This is a genomic window from Flagellimonas algicola (genome assembly GCF_005937185.1).
GTDB classification, from domain to species: domain Bacteria; phylum Bacteroidota; class Bacteroidia; order Flavobacteriales; family Flavobacteriaceae; genus Flagellimonas; species Flagellimonas algicola.
This window is the reverse complement of sequence record NZ_VCNI01000001.1, coordinates 928155-947465: the sequence shown is the minus strand read 5'-3', so window position 1 is coordinate 947465 and position 19311 is coordinate 928155. Positions and strand designations below refer to the sequence as shown.

Annotated in this window: 13 protein-coding genes, 1 tRNA gene and 1 pseudogene; 7 read left to right on the top strand and 8 right to left on the bottom strand. The window is 41.1% G+C overall.

Annotated features, from left to right (window positions below; all coding sequences use genetic code 11):
- Window positions 1-46 precede the first annotated feature (46 nt).
- The 3 genes from FGG15_RS04110 to FGG15_RS04100 all read left to right on the top strand — a co-directional run bounded on the left by FGG15_RS04110 (window position 47) and on the right by FGG15_RS04100 (window position 6433).
- Entirely contained in the window at window positions 47-2011 is a 1965-nt protein-coding gene (locus FGG15_RS04110) for a metallophosphoesterase (protein WP_138833494.1), read from the top strand.
- A 27-nt stretch (window positions 2012-2038) separates the two neighbouring features.
- A complete protein-coding gene (locus tag FGG15_RS04105) occupies window positions 2039-6043 on the top strand; it encodes a hybrid sensor histidine kinase/response regulator transcription factor (protein WP_138833492.1) in 4005 nt (1334 codons plus the stop codon).
- 237 nt (window positions 6044-6280) lie between these two features.
- Window positions 6281-6433 (top strand): JAB domain-containing protein, encoded by a 153-nt coding sequence (locus FGG15_RS04100; protein ID WP_138833490.1) that lies wholly within the window; start codon window positions 6281-6283, stop codon window positions 6431-6433.
- 585 nt (window positions 6434-7018) lie between these two features.
- Here the strand turns inward: FGG15_RS04100 and FGG15_RS04095 are convergent.
- Both FGG15_RS04095 and FGG15_RS04090 read right to left on the bottom strand, forming a co-directional pair.
- Complete coding sequence (locus FGG15_RS04095) at window positions 7019-8248, bottom strand: site-specific integrase (protein WP_138833488.1); 1230 nt, start codon at window positions 8246-8248, stop codon at window positions 7019-7021.
- 250 nt (window positions 8249-8498) lie between these two features.
- A tRNA-Ser gene (locus tag FGG15_RS04090) sits at window positions 8499-8583 on the bottom strand.
- Between the two features lie 148 nt (window positions 8584-8731).
- Between FGG15_RS04090 and FGG15_RS04085 the strand changes: the two genes are divergently transcribed.
- The 4 genes from FGG15_RS04085 (at window position 8732) to FGG15_RS04070 (ending at window position 12088) form a co-directional block, all read left to right on the top strand.
- Window positions 8732-9487 carry a sulfite exporter TauE/SafE family protein gene (locus FGG15_RS04085; RefSeq protein ID WP_138833486.1) on the top strand — a complete coding sequence of 252 codons (756 nt, stop codon included), beginning with the start codon at window positions 8732-8734 and terminating at the stop codon, window positions 9485-9487.
- Window positions 9488-9667: 180 nt separating this feature from the next.
- Complete coding sequence (locus tag FGG15_RS04080) at window positions 9668-10861, top strand: DegT/DnrJ/EryC1/StrS family aminotransferase (protein ID WP_138833484.1); 1194 nt, start codon at window positions 9668-9670, stop codon at window positions 10859-10861.
- A gap of 112 nt (window positions 10862-10973) precedes the next feature.
- A complete protein-coding gene (locus FGG15_RS04075) occupies window positions 10974-11480 on the top strand; it encodes an RNA polymerase sigma factor (RefSeq protein ID WP_138833483.1) in 507 nt (168 codons plus the stop codon).
- The gene (locus FGG15_RS04070) at window positions 11477-12088 is read left to right on the top strand and encodes a hypothetical protein (RefSeq protein ID WP_138833481.1); all 612 of its coding nucleotides are present in this window, start codon (window positions 11477-11479) and stop codon (window positions 12086-12088) included. Before FGG15_RS04075 ends, FGG15_RS04070 begins: the two co-directional genes overlap by 4 nt.
- A 36-nt stretch (window positions 12089-12124) precedes the next feature.
- Here the strand turns inward: FGG15_RS04070 and ribB are convergent, their stop codons facing one another.
- The 6 genes and pseudogenes from ribB to tpx all read right to left on the bottom strand — a co-directional run bounded on the left by ribB (window position 12125) and on the right by tpx (window position 19281).
- A complete protein-coding gene (gene ribB, locus FGG15_RS04065) occupies window positions 12125-13270 on the bottom strand; it encodes a 3,4-dihydroxy-2-butanone-4-phosphate synthase (protein ID WP_138833479.1) in 1146 nt (381 codons plus the stop codon).
- Between the two features lie 564 nt (window positions 13271-13834).
- Window positions 13835-15331: pseudogene (locus tag FGG15_RS04060) on the bottom strand (LptF/LptG family permease); the annotation flags it as partial.
- A 3-nt stretch (window positions 15332-15334) separates the two neighbouring features.
- Entirely contained in the window at window positions 15335-15982 is a 648-nt protein-coding gene (lolA1, locus tag FGG15_RS04055; protein WP_138833475.1) for an outer membrane lipoprotein periplasmic chaperone LolA1, read from the bottom strand.
- A 4-nt stretch (window positions 15983-15986) separates the two neighbouring features.
- Window positions 15987-18353: a DNA translocase FtsK gene (locus FGG15_RS04050; RefSeq protein WP_138833473.1), complete on the bottom strand. Its 2367-nt coding sequence runs from the start codon at window positions 18351-18353 to the stop codon at window positions 15987-15989.
- A gap of 63 nt (window positions 18354-18416) precedes the next feature.
- Window positions 18417-18782 carry a diacylglycerol kinase family protein gene (locus FGG15_RS04045; RefSeq protein ID WP_138833471.1) on the bottom strand — a complete coding sequence of 122 codons (366 nt, stop codon included), beginning with the start codon at window positions 18780-18782 and terminating at the stop codon, window positions 18417-18419.
- The gene (gene tpx, locus FGG15_RS04040; RefSeq protein ID WP_138833469.1) at window positions 18775-19281 is read right to left on the bottom strand and encodes a thiol peroxidase; all 507 of its coding nucleotides are present in this window, start codon (window positions 19279-19281) and stop codon (window positions 18775-18777) included. Before tpx ends, FGG15_RS04045 begins: the two co-directional genes overlap by 8 nt.
- Between the last annotated feature and the right edge of the window lie 30 nt (window positions 19282-19311).

The following is a 19311-nucleotide window of genomic DNA, read 5'->3' as shown; positions in this document are numbered from 1 at the left end:
ATGGTCTCTCCTTAACGAATAGTCAAGCTGTTTGAGAACGGAATATATGAACATAGTTGGAATTAGTTACAGGCGTACGGTCACGGGATTTGCTTGCATACTGTCCTTTGTTATTTGCATCCTTGCTTGTGGTAAAAGAGAGGGATCTCACGCAGAGGGATTAAAAATCGCCTTTATGGCTGATGTGCATCTGCATGACATCCATGGAACATTTAGTGACACAGGTTATCGCGGGGTCCAAAATCCGGTTACTGGAAAATACAATACGATACGAACCATGGGAGCACAGTTGCGTTCCACGCGACTTTTTAACGAGAATTATTTTGCTTTTAAAGCTGCATTGGACGATGCGGCCAAGCGAGGTGTGTCCTATGTGGTGTTACCTGGTGATTTTTCCGATGATGGCCAGCCATTGAATGTTAGGGCAGTTAGGAAACTGCTGGATTTTTATACCCAACAACACGATATCAGTTTCTTTGCTATTACGGGTAACCATGATCCCGTACGGCCATTTGCCATGCCCTCAGGTAAGCTGGATTTTCTAGGAGAGGCAGGCCAGGAACAAGCTATTGTGAGTCAATTGGATTTAGCTCCCCAGAATAATTCCACACAGCTTCCGCCCATAGTAACCGCAGAGATACAAAACATGGGCTATGAGGGGATTCTGGCAGAGTTAAAGAACTTCGGATTTTCCCCTAGCGTAGACTACCATTATTGGGAAACCCCTTTTTCAGAATATGACCTAGACACTTATACGTACAACAAAGCACTGGAATCCGCAATCTTGGAAAATCGCATGTACACGGTTTACTCGGGGATTGCACTGCCGGATGCAAGTTATTTGGTTGAACCGGTAGAGGGACTTTGGCTATTGGCCTTGGATGGGAATGTTTACATTCCCAAAAAGGAACTCGCGGAGGAACCTTCAAGCCCTAACTATTATGGGAGTGCAAGCATTGGGTACAATCAGGTGCTTACACATAAAAAGCACCTGATTCCATGGGTAAAAAAGACTATGGCCTTGGCCAAAACACAGGGTAAAATGGTCATAGCTTTTAGTCATTATCCTATGATTGATTTTAACGACGACACCAGCTTGGAGTTAAGCGAGGTGTTTGGAAAAAATACATTTCAATTGCATCGGGTTCCCCAAGAATCTGTGGCGCAAGGTTTTGCCGAGGCTGGACTTAAAATTCATTTTGGCGGACATATGCATATCAACGACACCGGAGTCAGGACAACCAAGTTGGGAAATACCTTGGTGAATGTGCAGGTGCCATCCTTGGCGGCCTATAGCCCAGCCTATAAAATTGCTACCATTAAAACTAAAAATGAAATTGAAGTAGAGACCATACGAATGGATTCTGTGCAGAACTATAAAGAGCTTTTTCCTTTGTATGAGATGGAACATGCCTATTTGACGAATACCTCCACCCAAAATATTTGGAATTCCAATATTCTTTTATCAGAAACGTATAGGGACTTTACCCAATGGCATTTGAGGGAATTGGTTAGACTTCGTTTTTTGCCCCAAGACTGGCCGGATAGATTTATAAACGAGCTGTTATCTCTTAGTGGAGCGGAGTTGTTCGCTGTCTCGCAAATGGATTCGGGAACTTTTACGCAAAATGCTGCTTTGGATTTAGATGACTTGAGCCAAACTTTAACTGAGGTCATGAAGGAGAATCAATCCCTACCGTGGGATCAACTGCAATCCTGGAAAGTATTCGATTTAGTTTTTGATTTTTATAAAGTACGAAATGCGGATGAACTGGCCTTGGCCGATATTGATCAGGATCGTTTGCAACAATATGTATTGGTTTTGAATGCTTTCCAAGCCAACGAAAGTCAAGGGCCACAAAAATGGATGGGCAATTTAGGAAGGATTTTTGGAAAAATGTTGAATGGTAAACCTTCAGACCATTTTATGATAGACATGGAAAATGGTCAGGTTATACAGCTTAACGAGGAGAGGCCTCGTGATTTCAAACCTGACATCAGTTTAAATTAAGCAGCATTATTGTAGATTTATAAGGCAATGTATAAACTAAAGGCATTCATATTCAGTCTTTTAATTGGCCAGTTGCTATCTGGTCAGGACATTGTCTTTGAACATTATGGAGATGCAGATGGCTTGTCCCATAACTCGGTAAGATCCATTTTGCAAGACAAAAATGGCTTTTTGTGGTTAGGGACATTTGGTGGCGTCAATCGGTTTGATGGACACGATTTTAAAGTGTATCATGGGCAACAGGACAATCCCAACTATCTTCAGGACGATGACATTACTAAGCTTGCACTGGATAAAAAGCAAAAACTTTGGATAGGCACCAGTAAAGGACTTACCCGATTTTGTTTACGATCGGGATCTTTTCAAACATTTTTGCCAGATTCCACCAAACAAAATGGAATTAACGGAAGCAAAGTAAGAGCGGTGTTTGTAGATGACAATGATCGTGTTTGGGTTGGGACCAAGTTCAAGGGTCTTTGTTTTTATGACCAGACCAATGAACAGTTTGTCAAAATTAACATTGAGGATGTTCACCATGTTCGTGCAATTACCCAAACCAAGGATAAGAAAATATGGATCGGAACATTCAAGCATGGGCTCTATTCTTTTGATATTGATTCGGGTAACAACTTATCTAACCTAAAGAACTACCAGCTGCCCTATCCAAGTAAGACCAATGACATCAATCCTGGAGTTTATTTTATTTATGAGGATGACAAGGGGGACATTTTTGCAGGTTCCCAAGAAGGACTGAGCAAGTTGGATAAGACCAATGATATTTTTGAATTGGTGTCCCAAGAAGACCCTGATTTTTTCCGGTGCATAGCACAGGGTCCGGACAAAAAATATTGGATTGGGACCCAAAATGGAATTATCACATGTAATGCGTTGGAAGATATTGCTTTAGGTAAATATGACCGACATCTTCCGGACATGCTCAATGCCAATTCGTTGGTCAATAACTACATTTCTTCCATATTCTTTGACCAATCTGGGGTTTTATGGATAGGTACAGAAAACGGTCTAGATAAGTATGACCCTTACGGTAATCAATTCAAGCTCATTTCAGAGAGTGCATTTGCTACCCGGGTTCCACCAGTGGTGAGCAGTTTTGGAAAAACCTATGATGGGGAACTTCTAATAGGGACCCACTTTAATGGGGTTTATTTAGCTGGAGGAGAAGAAATTAAGAAAATTTTTGATGTAGAGGAACGGGTAGGGAGTATTTATTCCCTTGACCAGAAAGTCTTCTATATTGGGATGTGGGATGGCAAAGTGTTTTGCTATGATCATAGAAATCGAAGTATAAAGGAATTGCAATTGAGGTTTGAAAACGGCCCTATTTTCTCTTTCTACCAACGAGAACCGAATAAATTACTGATTGGAACCAAAGGGGAGGGGTTATGGCAGTATAACCTCTCCACCAATACATCTACCCCCATAGCTAAAGAAATCCTTGGAAATCAGGAAATCAATAAAATTGTAGGCTCCAGATATGGGTTGTTGTGGATCGCTTCGGAAAACGGGGTCTTCCGTTACGATGAAATAAATGGAGAAGTAAAACATTACGCCTATAAGGATGGAGCATCTAAGGGATTGACGAATGACAAGATAAAAGATATTTTGGTGGATTCTGATGGACGTGTTTGGGCTGCAACCCGACAAGGCCTTAACTATTATGACCCACAAAAGGATATGTTTTTGGCAAAGGAGACACCCAAGGAATTAAAGGACATTTGGGTAACGGATATGGGCATTGACTCCTTGGGTCAAATGTGGTTGAATATGAATTACAATCGCATAGCCAAATACAATTCGAAAACAGGGGATTTTCGGACATTTTTTGTAAACAACGGGGTGCGATCCAACATATACAACAAAAGAGGCTTTTTGTTTTATGATGATTCCCGTATTTATCTGGGTGGAGATAATGGGGTCATTTACTTTTCTCCCTTGGAATTGTCCGAAAACCATTCGGCTCCTTTACCATTGATAACCGAATTCAAAATTGCTCATAGGGATGTGCTACCGGGTACAGTGATCAACGGTCAAAAACTGCTCACGGAAGACTTGAATTATGGTAAAAAGATAGCACTGGACTTCGACAACCGGAATTTTTCACTCAAGTTTGCCATGCCCTCCTATGTGAGGGAACGTTCCAATCAATATGAGTATAAACTGGAAGGGTTTGACAAAGACTGGATTGCGGTCAACAGTACCTCAAGAACTGTACAGTACACCAATTTATATCCAGATGATTATGTTTTTAAGGTTAGGGCGGGTAACAGCAATGGATATTGGAGCAAAGAGAATTCATTTGACATCAGTATTTCCCCACCATTTTGGTTAACCTATCAAGCCTTGTTTGTGGTGATTTTCTTTATTTCTGTGGTTATCTTTTTTGTCCGAAGGGAGGTAAAAAACAGGCTGCGCTTGAAGCAGGAATTACTAATGGTCAAAGTAAAAAGGGAACACGATGAAAAACTGAACAATGAAAAATTGCGGTTCTTTACCAATATCTCCCATGAACTACGAACCCCTTTGACACTAATTTTGGGACCCTCCAAACAGTTATTGGAGGAAGGTGAGGAAAATGGGAATAAGTATCAATTGAAGCGTTTCAATCTAATCCATCAAAATGCAAATCGACTGTTGGGTTTGGTCAATCAAATTCTGGATTTTAGAAAGGCACAAACGGGCGAATTAAAGTTAAAGGTGACCCAAACCAATATTCTTCTTCACACGCAAAACGTGTTCGATTCCTTCCAACAATTGGCGAGCAACAAGAAGATACATTACAATTTAAGTACGGAAGAGAAGGAAATATTGGGATGGATAGACCAAGATAAATTCGACAAGGTCTTATACAATCTACTGTCCAATGCACTGAAATTCACCCCCAACTATGGTCATGTTGATGTTTTTATTGGCAAAAAGGATAGGCCAAAGGGCTGGCTGGTTGTAGAGGTAAGTGATGACGGAATAGGAATCCCTGCAGAGAGTCAGCGCAAGGTTTTCGGACGCTTTTATCAAGCTGCAAATAGCAAGGAAAATAATACGGGCACTGGAATTGGGCTGGCTTTGGTCAAATCCCTGACAGAGCTACACAAGGGAAACATAAACCTCCAAAGCGCACAGTCCAACGGGAGCGTGTTCACTTTAGAACTTCCCATTAACCGTAAATACTACAAAAAAACGGAGGTTTTCGAATATTCGTCCAAGCCCAAAGAAAAAGAATCCCTCCAGGTGGAATCTGCAAAAAAGATAATTCAGAGTACGCATCTAAAAGAAAAGATTCTGGTTATCGAGGACAATGAGGAACTCCGAAATTATATAGTGGATTACCTATCTGATTATTACAAAGTGTACAGTGCGGAAAATGGTGACAAAGGGTTGAGCTTGTGTCGTCAGATTAAGCCGATGCTCTGTGTGGCGGATGTTATGATGCCTGTTATGGACGGCCATGCCTTTTGTGTGGCGCTCAAAAATGATGAATTCATAAGTCATATCCCGGTTATTCTGCTAACCGCACTTTCTGAAAGTGAGGACAAAATCAAGGGATTTGATGTAGGGGCGGATGGTTATCTAGTAAAACCTTTTGATCCTTCGCTATTAAAATCGAGGATAGAAAACATCATTCGAACCCGATTGGAATTAAAAGCGAAATTTTCGGGAGAAGTGGAAAGTGAGGTGAGCCTTTTGACCCATTCGCCAGTAGATGAGGAATTTATGCGGAAGGTTACAGATTTGGTTCACGAAAACCTGAACAACCCGGACCTGACCACAACCTTTTTATGTAGGGAAATGGGGATGAGTTCTTCCAAGTTGTATAGAAAAATAAAGGAGTTGACAGATTTGGCTCCAAATGAATTCATTCGAACGGTTCGATTAAAAAAGTCTGCCCAACTGCTAAAGACCAAAAAATACAATGTTTCTGAAGTAACAGACTTCATTGGGTTCAATGATCCACTCTATTTCAGCAGGTGTTTTAAAAAACAGTTTGGATTTCCCCCCAGTAATCTCATTAAATAGCCAACGTATATTTGTTTTTAGGGGTGTCCCATGAGGTCTGTGTTAATCTGATTGACCTCAGGATTATGTGAAATGGCAGGTATGGTAGGCAATCTCTTAGCTTTCCATACGTAAGGCCGACTTAGTGACATTTGGACTATCTGTTTACCAACAAACACAAAGACTGTTTTGTGGAACATGTCTACAAGTAGGGATTCAAAGGGTTGAAGTTCATTTGAAAACATAGAAATTTAGGGTATGAATTCAGGTATAAATGGTGTCAATTCAGATATCGAACTCTCCAAAAGAATTAAAAATGCTGCAGAGCTATTTGAAGTAAAAGTTTTGGACCATTTAATCATTGTACCAAAAGGAAGCTACTTTAGCTTTTCCGATAATCATATTATTTGAAGATAATTGCTATGAATTACCTATATTCGGGTTTCACTAAATTTCGTAGATTTAAGAGCTCGGAACCCGACAATTTTTATGTTTGATTGTCCTATAATGATTTGACTTTCCTGATAATCACTTCCATCGAAAATTATACTTAAAAGCAACTGGCTATTTGGTCAAGTTGTTTTGTTTTTGGTCACGCTTTGGCGTGACGAAAAGGAAAAGCAAGAGGGTAACACGCTAACGCGATGTTACGTTTTTTAGTTAATTGATTTTCAATCAATTATGTGAAAACAAAATCTAACCAAAAAAAGTTTTTACTGTAAAAACCTCGGCAGGCCCAGTAAACATTGGAATTTTTTACAGTAAAAAATATTTGTTGCCACAGTTTGTATTCGTTTGGCAGATTGCTTTCATCAAGTCAAATCTGATATCGTTTATGGCTGTTTGAAAGTCTCACTTTTAGATTGAAAAAAAAGATATAAAAGGATATGGTAGGTGCGCCCTATTTCGATTTTACTTAACGCTTTTCTATCAGAACACTATAAAATCGAAACAGGATCCAAACGCAAAGTTTAGGGGTAAGAAATGGGACTTTAATTATGTGTTTCCAGATGCTACTTTTTTCTGAAAGCTCAACTTCTTTTTTAGTAACTGCATGTCCTCGCTAACTTTCCGATTTAAGATTTTTGCATAATGCTGGGTTGTACGAAGTGATTTGTGTCCTAACATCTTACTTACCGATTCAATGGAAACACCATTAGAGAGAGTTACAGTGGTTGCAAAAGTATGTCTAGCCAAATGTGTGGTCAAATGCTTTTTGATACCACTGAGGTCAGCTATTTCCTTTAAGTAGGCATTCATTTTTTGGTTGGTCAAAACTGGTAAAACCCTTTTATCAATTAATAAGGGACTATTCTCATATTTTTCGAGTATCATCATAGCTGTTGGCAAAACGGGAATATTACTTTTTGTATTTGTTTTGGCACGCTTGGTATTGATCCACAGCTCACCATCAATGCCTATCACAAAATCATTATGGGTCAGCTTTTTCACATCCGCATACGCCAACCCGGTAAAACAGCAGAAAACAAAACAATCCCTTACGTGTTCCAAGCGCTCATTTGAAAAAGGATGATCTATTAGTTGCTGAAGCTCTTCATTGGTCAAGAATTCCCGGTCAACAGTTTTCAATCTCGCCTTCCAATTGGCAAAGGGGTCTTTGGTAATCCAACCATTGGCATAGGCAATCCGAATGATCTTTTTGAAATTGACCACATACTTAATGGCAGTATTGTAACTACATTTTCTTTTTGTCTTTAAGTAATATTCGAACCCTGATATAAAGGTATGATTCACATGCTGTACTGGAATATCATTTCTTCTATGCTCTTTTTGGAGGTATTCCTTAAGATGACTCATTGCCGTGCGATAGCGTTCGGAGGTACCAGCTGCAAAATCCCTTCCCACCAAACTCTCTACTTGATTGTTGTGTTCTTGAAATATCTCTAAGAGCATTTTGTTGGGCTTATCCAATCCCAAATAGGATTCTTTTAGAGAAACTGCTGTAAGTGTTTGGCCTTGACCTTTCAATTTATCCGCATGTAAGTAAAGGTCGGTACGTATCTTGCTTAGATATGAATTCAATTGTCGTACTTCTTGGGAAAATCCCAATACCTTTCCGTATGCGGCATCCCAAATACTCGGATGTACTTTTCGACCTGAACTGAATTCAGAACGTTTTCCATCAATTGTAATTCTTACATAAATCATTGACCTGCCAACTCGGTCGGATTTGTATTTTCTAAGATAGAATAGGAGAGATACCATAAAGTGACACCGATTTTAACATTATTTGCCTTGAAATTAGAAAAAAAATATCAAATAAAAATGAATGTAAAATACTGATTAACAATATTTTAAATCATAATAGGTGCCCCTTTTTGATGAGATTTGAAAGGGCACCGAAATGGGCACTTTTTGGTATGATTTCAAATGATATCATTTGACACCCTAAAAAACAAAAAACCTGTAAATCAATAATTTACAGGTTTTAATGATGTGATATAAACAATATCAGCGGAGGAAGAGGGATTCGAACCCCCGGAGGTGTGACCCTCAACAGTTTTCAAGACTGCCGCATTCGACCACTCTGCCATTCCTCCGATATTTGCGGGCTTGCCCGCCCTTTGCCATCTTTTACCATCGCAAAGGCGGGTGCAAATATAGTAAGCTTTTTCATTTCAATAAAAACCTGAAGACTTTATTTTATTTCAGATTTACATTTCATTTATACCACTTACATTTGCCCCCATGGATCAGTGGTACCATTATGTGCTTTTGGTTGTGGTGGGTTTTGCCGTAGGCTTTATCAACACCATTGCAGGAGGTGGGTCTCTTCTGTCGCTTCCAACCCTGATTTTTCTAGGCTTGCCCCCGGCTGTGGCCAATGGAACCAATAGAGTGGCCATTGTGATACAAACGGCCATAGCCACCGCTGGATTCAAGAGTAAAGGTGTCTCGACATATCCCTTCAATATTTATCTTGGAATTTCTGCCTTTTTAGGGGCCATCCTAGGGGCTCGGATTGCTGTGGATGTGGATGGGGAGACATTCAATAAGATTTTGGCCATGGTGATGTTGGCCGTGGTTTTGATTATCATTTTCAAGCCTAAACTGAAATTGGAGGAAATGCAGGAACGGCTCACCGGAAAATACCTCTGGCTGAGCATCGTGGTCTTCTTCTTTTTTGGAATTTATGGAGGTTTTATAAACGCCGGCCTTGGTTTCCTCATGATTTTGTTCATGCATTTTGTAAACCGTATGAATCTGGTTCGAGTCAATGCCACCAAAGTGGTAGTGGTCTTTGTTTATATGCTGTCCGCCTTGGCTGTTTTTGCTTTCAATGATAAAGTAGACTGGAAAGTTGGACTTATCTTGGCTATAGGGAATGGCACAGGTGGGTGGATTTCCAGCCGTTTTTCTGTCAAAAAGGGCGATGGATTTATCAAGACTTTTTTGGTGGTAATGGTGATTATAATGGCGATAAAACTGTGGTTTTTTGGTTAATCAGCAATCAGCAATCAGCAATCAGCAATCAGCAATCAGCAATCAGCAATCAGCCGTCAGCAATGAGCAATGAGCAATGAGCAATGAGCAATGAGCAATGAGTATAGGAGTATAGCTGCGGGTTTTAAAAGAAACGAAATTGGGATTTTGTAGTTTCAATAACCAATAACAAAATACAATATGCCTGGATTTGAACTTTTTGGAGATAAGGAACGAGCGCAGGTCCAGGACGTCCTGGATTCTGGGGTGCTGATGCGCTATGGCTTTGAGGGAATGCGAAATGATCATTGGAAGGCCAAAGAGTTGGAAGTAGCCTTGGCGAAAAAAATGCGGTCAAGTCATGTGCATTTGGTGAGTAGCGGAACGGCTGCGCTGACCGTGGCTTTGGCAAGTGCAGGCATTGGGGCAGGAGATGAAGTCATTATGCCCACCTTCACTTTTGTGGCCAGTTTTGAATCGATTCTGGCATTGGGAGCAATTCCCATTTTGGTTGATGTGGATGATACTTTAACTCTGGACCCTAAAGCTGTTGAGAAAGCCATTACCCCAAAGACCAAGGTCGTTATGCCTGTGCATATGTGCGGTTCCATGGCAAATCTGGATGCACTACAAACTATCTGCGATCAGCATGGGCTGTTGTTGTTGGAAGATGCCTGCCAAGCCATCGGGGCAACCTACCATGGAAAACCATTGGGGAGCATCGGGAATTTGGGCTGCTTTTCCTTCGATTACGTGAAAACCATAACCTGTGGCGAAGGAGGTGCCATACTTACCAACAATGAAACCTATTATCAGAATGCCCATAAATACTCCGACCATGGGCATGATCATATAGGAAACGATAGGGGAGCAGAGGCGCATCCGTTTTTGGGCTATAATTATCGCATTTCAGAGCTGAATGCTGCAGTGGGATTGGCACAGTTATCCCGTTTGGATGAATTTATTGATATTCAAAAGAAAAATTACATTTTACTGCGGGAGGCGTTAAGCAAAATTGATGGCGTCCAATTCAGAACAGTGCCAGAGGGGGGCGAGGAGAATTATTCCTTCCTTAGTTTTTTCCTTCCTACAGAAGCATTGGCACTGCAAGCTCAAAAAGCCTTGGGTGATGCAGGAGTGGATGGTTGTTTTTATTGGTACAACAACAATTGGCATTACTACCGTAAATGGGAGCATTTGACGCATAAGAAATCGTTGGGCAAATTACCAAAGGATGTTCTGGAAGCTCTTCCAGATTATGAAAAGGCAGATTTCTCTTCATCCGACCATTGGGTGGGGCGTAATATTTCCTGTTTGATTAAACTGGGTTGGACAGCGGACGATGTTAAGCAGAGGGCCCAAACGATGTCCGATGAGTTACAGAAAATTCTGTAGGCACCATTCTTCGACTTTAAAAGGGTAATTCCATAACGGATTGCAATTTTTTTGGTTTTCATGTCATATTTTCAAATGGCATGTAACTAAACCAATAAAGGCTGCAATCCTAATGAACAAAGATTTAGAGCGTACCTTCCTGAACGCCTTGGACGAATCCCAAGAAAAATTACTTCGTGTTTGCTATTCATACGCGAACAATACAGAAGAAGCCAAAGACCTATTTCAGGAGGTATTGGTAAACATCTGGAGAGCCCTGCCCAATTTTAATGGAGACTCATCTCTGACTACTTGGATGTATCGGATTACCCTAAATGTGGGGCTTCGATACCGTTCCAATCTATTGCGGGATAAAAAACGGATTTCCGAGATTGGAAGCTTTTGCATTGAACAGATTGGTGGGCATCAGGAAGAGAGCGGGAGTCGACACAAATTGGAATTATTGAGGCAATGTGTTAGACATCTTAATGAAATTGATAAGGCCATCATCACCCTTTATCTAGAGGAGTTGCCCTATAAAGAGATTGGCGCCATTATGGGATTAAAGGAAAATACGATAGCCGTCCGCGTTAAACGCATCAAAACAAAACTGTTGAACTGTCTAAATGAAAAGTTATGATTGAGAACGAGTTGATCCAGATATGGCAGTCCTCGCCAAAGCACGAGCGCATTAAGTTTGAAAAATCGAAGTTGATGTTGGACGTGCAAACCAAATTGAACAGTTTTGATAGGGCTGTTAAAAGACGCGATTTCGTAGAAATTAGTGCAGCAATACTAATGACCCCTCTTTTTTTGTATCAAGTTTATAGGCAGCCCAATATATTGGCAAAAATCGGTGCGTTTTGGATAGCGGTCTATTGTGGGTACGTGATTTATAAACTTTTGAAAGTCAAAAAGACTAAGCCCAGTGAGACTAGTACTTATCTTGACTATTTAAAGGAGAGCAAGGATTATCTGGAAAAACAAAAGAAACTGCTTGAAAGTATTTTATACTGGTATATTCTTCCCGGTTTAACAGGTTGCACCATTTTTTTGATCGGCTCTTTGGATTTGCCGAATAAAACCTGGCAGGAAATTATAAAAATAAAGAAAGTATGGGTTGGCCTGTCGGCATTTACTGCTGTTGGAGTATTCACATACTGGTTAAATAAAAGAGGGGTCAAAAAAGAATTTATTCCCCGGTTGAAAAAGGTAAATGAGCTGATACGGTTAATGGAGGAAGATTAAGCCTTTACCTTGGGTCTAAAGTCCAAAGTCAAACAATTAGTAGCCGACATATTCCACAATCTCCAACCCATAACCTACCATGCCCACCCGTCTGGTCTGCGCAGAATTCGTCAATAGTCGAAGTTTAGAAATATTCAAGTCATGTAAAATTTGTGCCCCAATTCCGAAATCTTTAGTGTCCATATCTATTTTTGGAGCCTTATAAATGCCCTCAGCTTGCAGATTCTTTAATTCTGCCAACCGACCCAACAAATTCATGTACCGGTTGCCCTGGTTGATAAAGATCATCGCTCCCTTTTCTTCAGCATTTAAGGCGTCAAACATGCGTTGCAATCGCTCATCAGGGTTGTTGGTAAGGGTACCCAACATATCATTATTCACCAAAGTGGAATTGATTCTAGTAAGTACAGGCTCACCCGTTTTCCAATGTCCTTTGGTCAATGCAATATGCACTTGGTCATTGGTGGTTTGTTTATAGGCACGCAAACGGAAGTCCCCAAATCGGGTTTTAATGTCAAAGGCCTCCTTCCGCTCAATCAAGCTATCATGTTCCATGCGATAGGCAATCAGGTCCTCGATGGAAACAATTTTAAGATCAAACTTTTTGGCCACTTCTCGTAGCTCTGGCAATCTTGCCATGCTGCCATCCTCGTTCATGATTTCGACGATAACCCCAGCAGGTTTCAGGTCGGCCAAACGGGCAAAATCTATGGCTGCTTCCGTATGTCCTGTTCTGCGGAGTACCCCACCTTCCTTGGCAATTAAAGGGAAAATGTGACCAGGTCTTGCCAGATCATGTGGTTTGGTACCCTGCTCGGTCAATGCAATAATGGTTTTGGCCCGATCACCAGCTGAAATACCCGTAGTAACTCCATTTCCTCGTAAATCCACCGAAACGGTAAAAGCTGTTTCCAAGGGGTCGGAATTATGACTAACCATTTTATGCAAGCCAAGATCTTCGCAACGTCCTTCGGTCAAAGGGACACAGATAAGCCCTCTGCCATGGGTGGCCATAAAATTTACCGTTTCCGGCGTAATGAGCTCAGCAGCAGCCAAGAAATCCCCTTCATTCTCACGGTTTTCATCATCTACCACAATAATCACCTTGCCTTGTCGGATGTCCTCGATGGCTTCTTCTATGGCATTGAGTTGAATTTTTTGATTGTCTATGTTCACAAGCATTAATTAACGAATTGTCTTCAATTCTTCTTTGATATCACTCTTATAGTAGAAGACAAAAATAATATAGAAAACGGCACCAAACACATAGATCAAAAAGGGTATGACCTTGATGCTGTTTTTAACTAGACGGTATAATCTAGTATAGGTTATACCTCCTAAAATTATATAGGCAAGAGTTGCAAGTGAAAGTATTGGACTTACAATATCGAAAATTACATCGATGTATTTGAACTCTGGCAGAAAGGCTGCTATTGGAATAATAGCCATGTTCGTAATGAAAAACACAAAAGCCATTTTTGAATTCCGTTCAAATTCGCTCAATAATTTTTTACCTTCTCGGGACTTGGGGTTACTTAACTTCCCGGTCATACGCAATTCGTCTAAGGAAATCCCTCTTGCCCCCAGAATTTTAATTGCCGTGTTTCGAACCTCTGTGCCATAATTGTACTGTTCATAGCGTTGGACAATGTCCATCAATTTTTGATTGTCGTGTCCATGAAGTTTTAGATATTCAGGGGAAGATTCAATTAAAGAAGTTTCATAATCTACAGATTCCTCCTCTTGGTCTTCATCCTTTTTCTTGAACAGGTTCTTTATTCCATCCATAATATGTCCAAACCCAATCAGCCCTCTGTCCGCTGTGGCTCGTCGGGTAAGGGAAATTCCCATGGGGAGCATGATCAAGGTAGATAACCAGGCACCCAATATAGGGTGTATATTGTTCTCCTTGGAGTAGTTCCCTGCAAACACCCCAATAAAATAATAGGCCAAAAACAGGATAATGGCAATCACCATGGGCAATCCCAAACCACCCTTTCTAATAATGGCACCCAAGGGAGCTCCTACAAAAAACAGGATAATACAGGAGAATGCCAGGGCATATTTTTTATGCAGGGATAGAATATGGCTATTATAGAACTTAAAACGTTTTTGCAACTCTTCCTTTTTGCCAATAACCGTGGTCAATATACTCTTGGTGGAGGTGCGGGCAGAAGTAACAATTTGCAACTGTTGCCACTCCGGAAGGGTTTTGATAAACTCCTTAATGGTAGAAATGCTATCGTACTGGGCTTTTTTCTTTTCGGTTAGGTCAGGTTTGTCAAGCTTGGCCCTTTGCGCTTTTTGGATGCTGTCTTGTTTGGTGGGAACAGGGAAGGCCCCCATTCGAGTGATAATGTTCTTTGAAAAGGCCTCTACTTTTTCCAAATTGTTCTTTTCCAATGAATCAATATCCTTGACCAAGCGGACAACGTTTTTCATTTTGTCCGTGGTGATGTTTCCTTCCTCCTCCAAATCCTGGTTGTTCAGTTCGGAAATATCGATGTTGATGGTGTAGGTCTCAAACTTTGCTTTGGCAAAAGGATGTTTCCTTTTTTCCTCACTTCTTTTGGGTTTTATTTCTTTATAGTAGTTACCATCTTTAAGCACCAACTCAATAATATCAGAATCCTCACTACTGATCAGTTCCCCTTCTTTTGCTTTTATGACCGTGGTATTTACCGCCTGTTTGTCCTTGATGTGGATGATTACATTGTCCAGAAAGCGGTCTTGCTCCCCATATTTTCTATCCACCTTAATGTTCATACCCTCACCGGTACCCTCGAAATCGCTGAACACGCCCTCGGTTATGGCCGCAGCAGGCTTAACCTTGGCAATGTTACGCCTCAAGTTGAACATCTTTTGTTCGGATTTGGGGATGATATTGTTGGCAAAGAAAAAGGTAACCACGCCCAAAAAGAGCACAAAAACTATCAAACTGCGCATCCCCCTTTGAAGGGAAATACCGGAGGCCTTCATGGCGGCAAACTCATAGTTTTCCGCAAAGGTTCCAAAGGTGAGAATGGATGACAACAATACAGTTAGTGGGAGTACCTTGTCCACCAGCGTGGGGATAAAATAAAAAATGAACTTGGCTATGATTACCACGCCAAGTCCCTTTCCTGCTAAATCATCTATAAAAAGCCATATTCCTTGGAAGATGAATATGACAATCAGGATGCAAAAGGAGCTAAAGAAGTTATAGAGAAACCTATATAATATATACCGGTCAAGTATCTTCAATGCCTAATTTCTTATGATATAGTACCCGTCGTCCTCGAATTTTTTCGCATTAAAGGTAAACAGTGTACTTGACAATGGCTGATTGGTTTTGAAAGAATTAACGGTAATCGTTGTTTTAGTGCTGTTCTTACCGGTTTGGATAAGCTTGTAGATATGCTTGGTTCCCATGTCCACTCCCAAAAGAATGGACGCTATTTCGGTGTTGGAATCGATGGGAGTTAATTTCACGTATTGGATTTTTCTTCCGCCCACATTTTGAAGGATATCCCAGGCGTAGTTATGTCCGGAGCGATAGAAAGTCAACATTTTGGAAGGAGTAATGTTGTTGTCGTCTTCTGAAATAGCCTCAATGGTGACTTCTTCGTTTTCAGGAACAATAGTGTAAACTTTGGAACCATCACTCATCACTTGGGCGCCCAAATAATCCAAGAGATAGTTGTCACCACTTAAGGTCACGTTACCACTGGATTCCTGTTTTAGGTTGGCCTCTGAATTTTCAAGACCATATTTAAAATCAATATGAATGTTATCGTAGCTTTTGGCCTTGCCATACACCTCTTCCAAAAGCGCTTTGGCCTTGGTTGCATTCTGTGCATGGGCAAAGAAACCCATGGCAAAAAGCCCGATAAAAAGAAATAGTTTTTTGAACATTGTGCTATTTTGTTTCATTTTCTAAAAGTTGATCTAGGGCCAAGATATCAGGAACCAATACTTGTCTTGCTTTACTTCCTTCAAAAGGACCAACAATTCCTGCTGCTTCCAATTGATCTATAATCCTTCCTGCCCTGTTATAACCTAATTTTAATTTACGTTGGATCAGCGATGCGGAACCTTGCTGGGCATTAACGATGACTTCTGCAGCGTCCCGAAACATGGCATCCCTGTCTGCTATGTCATAATCAATCCCCGTGCCAGAATCCTCGCCTACATATTCTGGCAGTAGGTGGGCATCTGGATAGGCGCGTTGCGACCCAATATATTCGGTGATTTTTGCTACTTCCGGGGTGTCCACAAAAGCACACTGAAGTCGGGTCACATCATTGCCCTGAGTAAAGAGCATATCCCCACGTCCAATAAGTTGATCAGCTCCTTGGGTGTCCAAAATGGTTCTAGAGTCTATTTTAGAAGTCACCCTAAACGCAATCCGCGCCGGGAAGTTGGCTTTGATAATACCGGTGATCACATTTACAGAGGGTCTTTGGGTGGCTATGATCAAATGAATTCCAATAGCCCTTGCCAACTGGGCCAAACGGGCTATAGGAGCTTCCACTTCCTTGCCTGCCGTCATAATCAGGTCGGCAAATTCATCGATGATCAGAACAATATAGGGTAAGAACTTATGACCGTCGTTGGGATTCAGCTTGCGGGCCTTGAATTTGACATTGTATTCTTTGATATTACGCACCATGGCCGTTTTCAACAGCTCGTAGCGGTTGTCCATTTCAATACAAAGTGAATTCAGGGTATTGATCACCTTGGTGTTGTCCGTGATAATGGCGTCCTCGGAATCCGGAAGTTTAGCCAGGAAATGTCGTTCAATCTTGTTGTACAGGGTCAGTTCCACTTTCTTGGGATCCACCAGTACAAACTTAATTTCCGCTGGATGTTTTTTGTACAAGAGGGAAGTGATCACAGCATTCAAACCCACAGATTTACCCTGACCGGTGGCACCAGCCATGAGCATATGGGGCATTTTCGCCAAATCCACCACAAAAGTTTCGTTGCTGATGGTTTTTCCAAAGGCAATGGGCAATTCCATTTCGGCCTTTTGGAATTTATTGGAGGCAATTACGGAACGCATGGATACCACGGAAGCATTTTTATTAGGCACTTCAATACCGATGGTCCCTTTGCCAGGGATAGGGGCGATAATACGAATGCCCAAAGCGGCCAACGAAAGCGCAATATCATCCTCTAGATTTTTGATTTTGGAAATTCGAATCCCTGCTTCAGGCACAATTTCATATAGCGTCACGGTGGGACCTATGGTTGCCTTGATCTGAGCAATGCCAATCTTATAGTTCTTAAGTGTGCTAACGATTCGGTTCTTATTCTCCTCAAGCTCTTCTTGGTTGATGGTAATTCCAGCAGAAGCTCCATGGGGTTCCAAGAGGTCAATTATGGGAAATTTGTAATTGCCCAGTTCCAGCTTTGGGTCGAACTCCCCAAAATCCTTCACCAATTTTTCCGCCTTGATATCCTTTTCTTCTTTCTCCTCTTTTACAGTTTCTACTTTCAGGGCAATGTCGATTTCTTCCTCTTTCGGGAGGTTCACATCCAAACCGGCTTCCGGATTTAAGGAAGGAATGTCTTTTTTATGGGTATAGGTATCCACCAAAACAGGTTCTTCCTCTGTACTTAGTTCGATGCTGTTGGTATCGGCGTCCAAAACTTTTGTTGTTGATTCTTTCTTCTTAAAATCAGTTTTAAGGTTTTGTCTTTGGTTCCTAAAGAAGTTGCCTATTCCTTCCGGACTAAAATTGAACAAGCGAACCAAGATGACCATCAAGACAAAAATCAAAATCAGGAACACCCCAATTTTACCGACATAATCCTGAAGGAAATCATTCATTTCATAGCCAATGAGTCCACCTAAAAGAGGTTGCTCCATGGCGAAAAAACCAAGGGCAATGGATACCCAGATGATACCTATCAATCCCCAAATCCATTTTCCTACCAGCCCTTTGCTGTTCAATCCCAAAAAGAGATAGAGTCCGGTAACCGCCAGTAGCAGTGGAAATACAAAGGAGGCCAAACCAAAACCTTTGTACATAAAAAAATGACTTATCGCAGCACCAAACTTGTTGAGCAAATTGTTGGCTTCTGCGTTGCGGTCCCTAAACTCGGTAAGTAAACTTTGATCCTCCTGCCAAGTGAAATAATAGGACATAAAGGAGAAGAACAGGGCAATACTGAGCACAATGAGCAAACTGCCCAAAATAATCTTGTTCTGTTTGGACGGTTTAAGCGATAATTTTTTTTTGGCGGATTTAGGTTTGAATTTTGTCCTCTTCTTGGCCATGCAAATGATTAATAACGGGGCTAATTTACAAATTTACGATGCTTACCACGGAAACAGATGTTCCTATACCAATTTTGGCACATAAATAACAAGTCCAACGATGCAAGCAATAATGGATACTATCATAACGGCTCCGGCAGAGATATCTTTTATAAAACCAATTTTTGGATCTTCATTGGGTTGAATATAGTCCGATATTTTTTCCACGGCTGTATTCAAGCCTTCTACTCCCATAACCATACCAATAGATAATAACTGTGCCATCCATTCCCCAGCTGAGATTTCAAAATAAAAGCCAGCCGCGGTCATGAGGAGAGCAATTACAAATTGGATTTTAATACTGGCTTCTGTTCTTAAAAGCAGGAACAGCCCTTTAAAGGCAAAGCCAACACTTTTTATCCTATTGACAAAGAAGGGTTCCTTAGGCATCCATTAAGGCTTCTAAGGCGGCTTTATAATTGGGTTCGTCTCCGGTTTCCTGAACTTGCTCGGTGTAAATTACCTTTCCTCCTTCATCCAGAACCACAACACATCTTGACAACAAGGACTCAAAAGCAGAATCTGCAAAGGCAAGGCCATAATCCTGACCAAAAGAACCTGTTTTATAATCGGAAAGCATCTCCACATTTTCAATGCCCTCCGCTCCACAAAACCTATTTTGGGCAAATGGTAGATCCTTGGAAATACAAAGCACTTTTACGCTGTTAAGCTCAGCAGCTTCTTCATTAAACTGTCTTACGGATTGCGCGCAGGTACCTGTATCCACGCTTGGGAAAATATTTAAAACCACTTTGCTTCCTTGATAGTCCGAAAGTGTTTTGGTGGACATATCGGATTTGGTGAGCTTAAATGCTGGTGCTTGGGAATTTACTGAGGGAAGGTTTCCAACTGTATTGGCGGGATTTCCGCCTAGTGTTATTGATGCCATATGAAAAGTTTTAAGAAGGGTGAAATTACT

Coding starts and splice junctions, on each gene's coding strand:
- FGG15_RS04110 (WP_138833494.1), top strand. CDS start 47: ATGAACATAGTTGGAATTAGTTACAGGCGTACGGTCACGGGATTTGCT.
- FGG15_RS04105 (WP_138833492.1), top strand. CDS start 2,039: ATGTATAAACTAAAGGCATTCATATTCAGTCTTTTAATTGGCCAGTTG.
- FGG15_RS04100 (WP_138833490.1), top strand. CDS start 6,281: ATGAATTCAGGTATAAATGGTGTCAATTCAGATATCGAACTCTCCAAA.
- FGG15_RS04095 (WP_138833488.1), bottom strand. CDS start 8,248: ATGGTATCTCTCCTATTCTATCTTAGAAAATACAAATCCGACCGAGTT.
- FGG15_RS04085 (WP_138833486.1), top strand. CDS start 8,732: ATGGATCAGTGGTACCATTATGTGCTTTTGGTTGTGGTGGGTTTTGCC.
- FGG15_RS04080 (WP_138833484.1), top strand. CDS start 9,668: ATGCCTGGATTTGAACTTTTTGGAGATAAGGAACGAGCGCAGGTCCAG.
- FGG15_RS04075 (WP_138833483.1), top strand. CDS start 10,974: ATGAACAAAGATTTAGAGCGTACCTTCCTGAACGCCTTGGACGAATCC.
- FGG15_RS04070 (WP_138833481.1), top strand. CDS start 11,477: ATGATTGAGAACGAGTTGATCCAGATATGGCAGTCCTCGCCAAAGCAC.
- ribB (WP_138833479.1), bottom strand. CDS start 13,270: ATGCTTGTGAACATAGACAATCAAAAAATTCAACTCAATGCCATAGAA.
- lolA1 (WP_138833475.1), bottom strand. CDS start 15,982: ATGTTCAAAAAACTATTTCTTTTTATCGGGCTTTTTGCCATGGGTTTC.
- FGG15_RS04050 (WP_138833473.1), bottom strand. CDS start 18,353: ATGGCCAAGAAGAGGACAAAATTCAAACCTAAATCCGCCAAAAAAAAA.
- FGG15_RS04045 (WP_138833471.1), bottom strand. CDS start 18,782: ATGCCTAAGGAACCCTTCTTTGTCAATAGGATAAAAAGTGTTGGCTTT.
- tpx (WP_138833469.1), bottom strand. CDS start 19,281: ATGGCATCAATAACACTAGGCGGAAATCCCGCCAATACAGTTGGAAAC.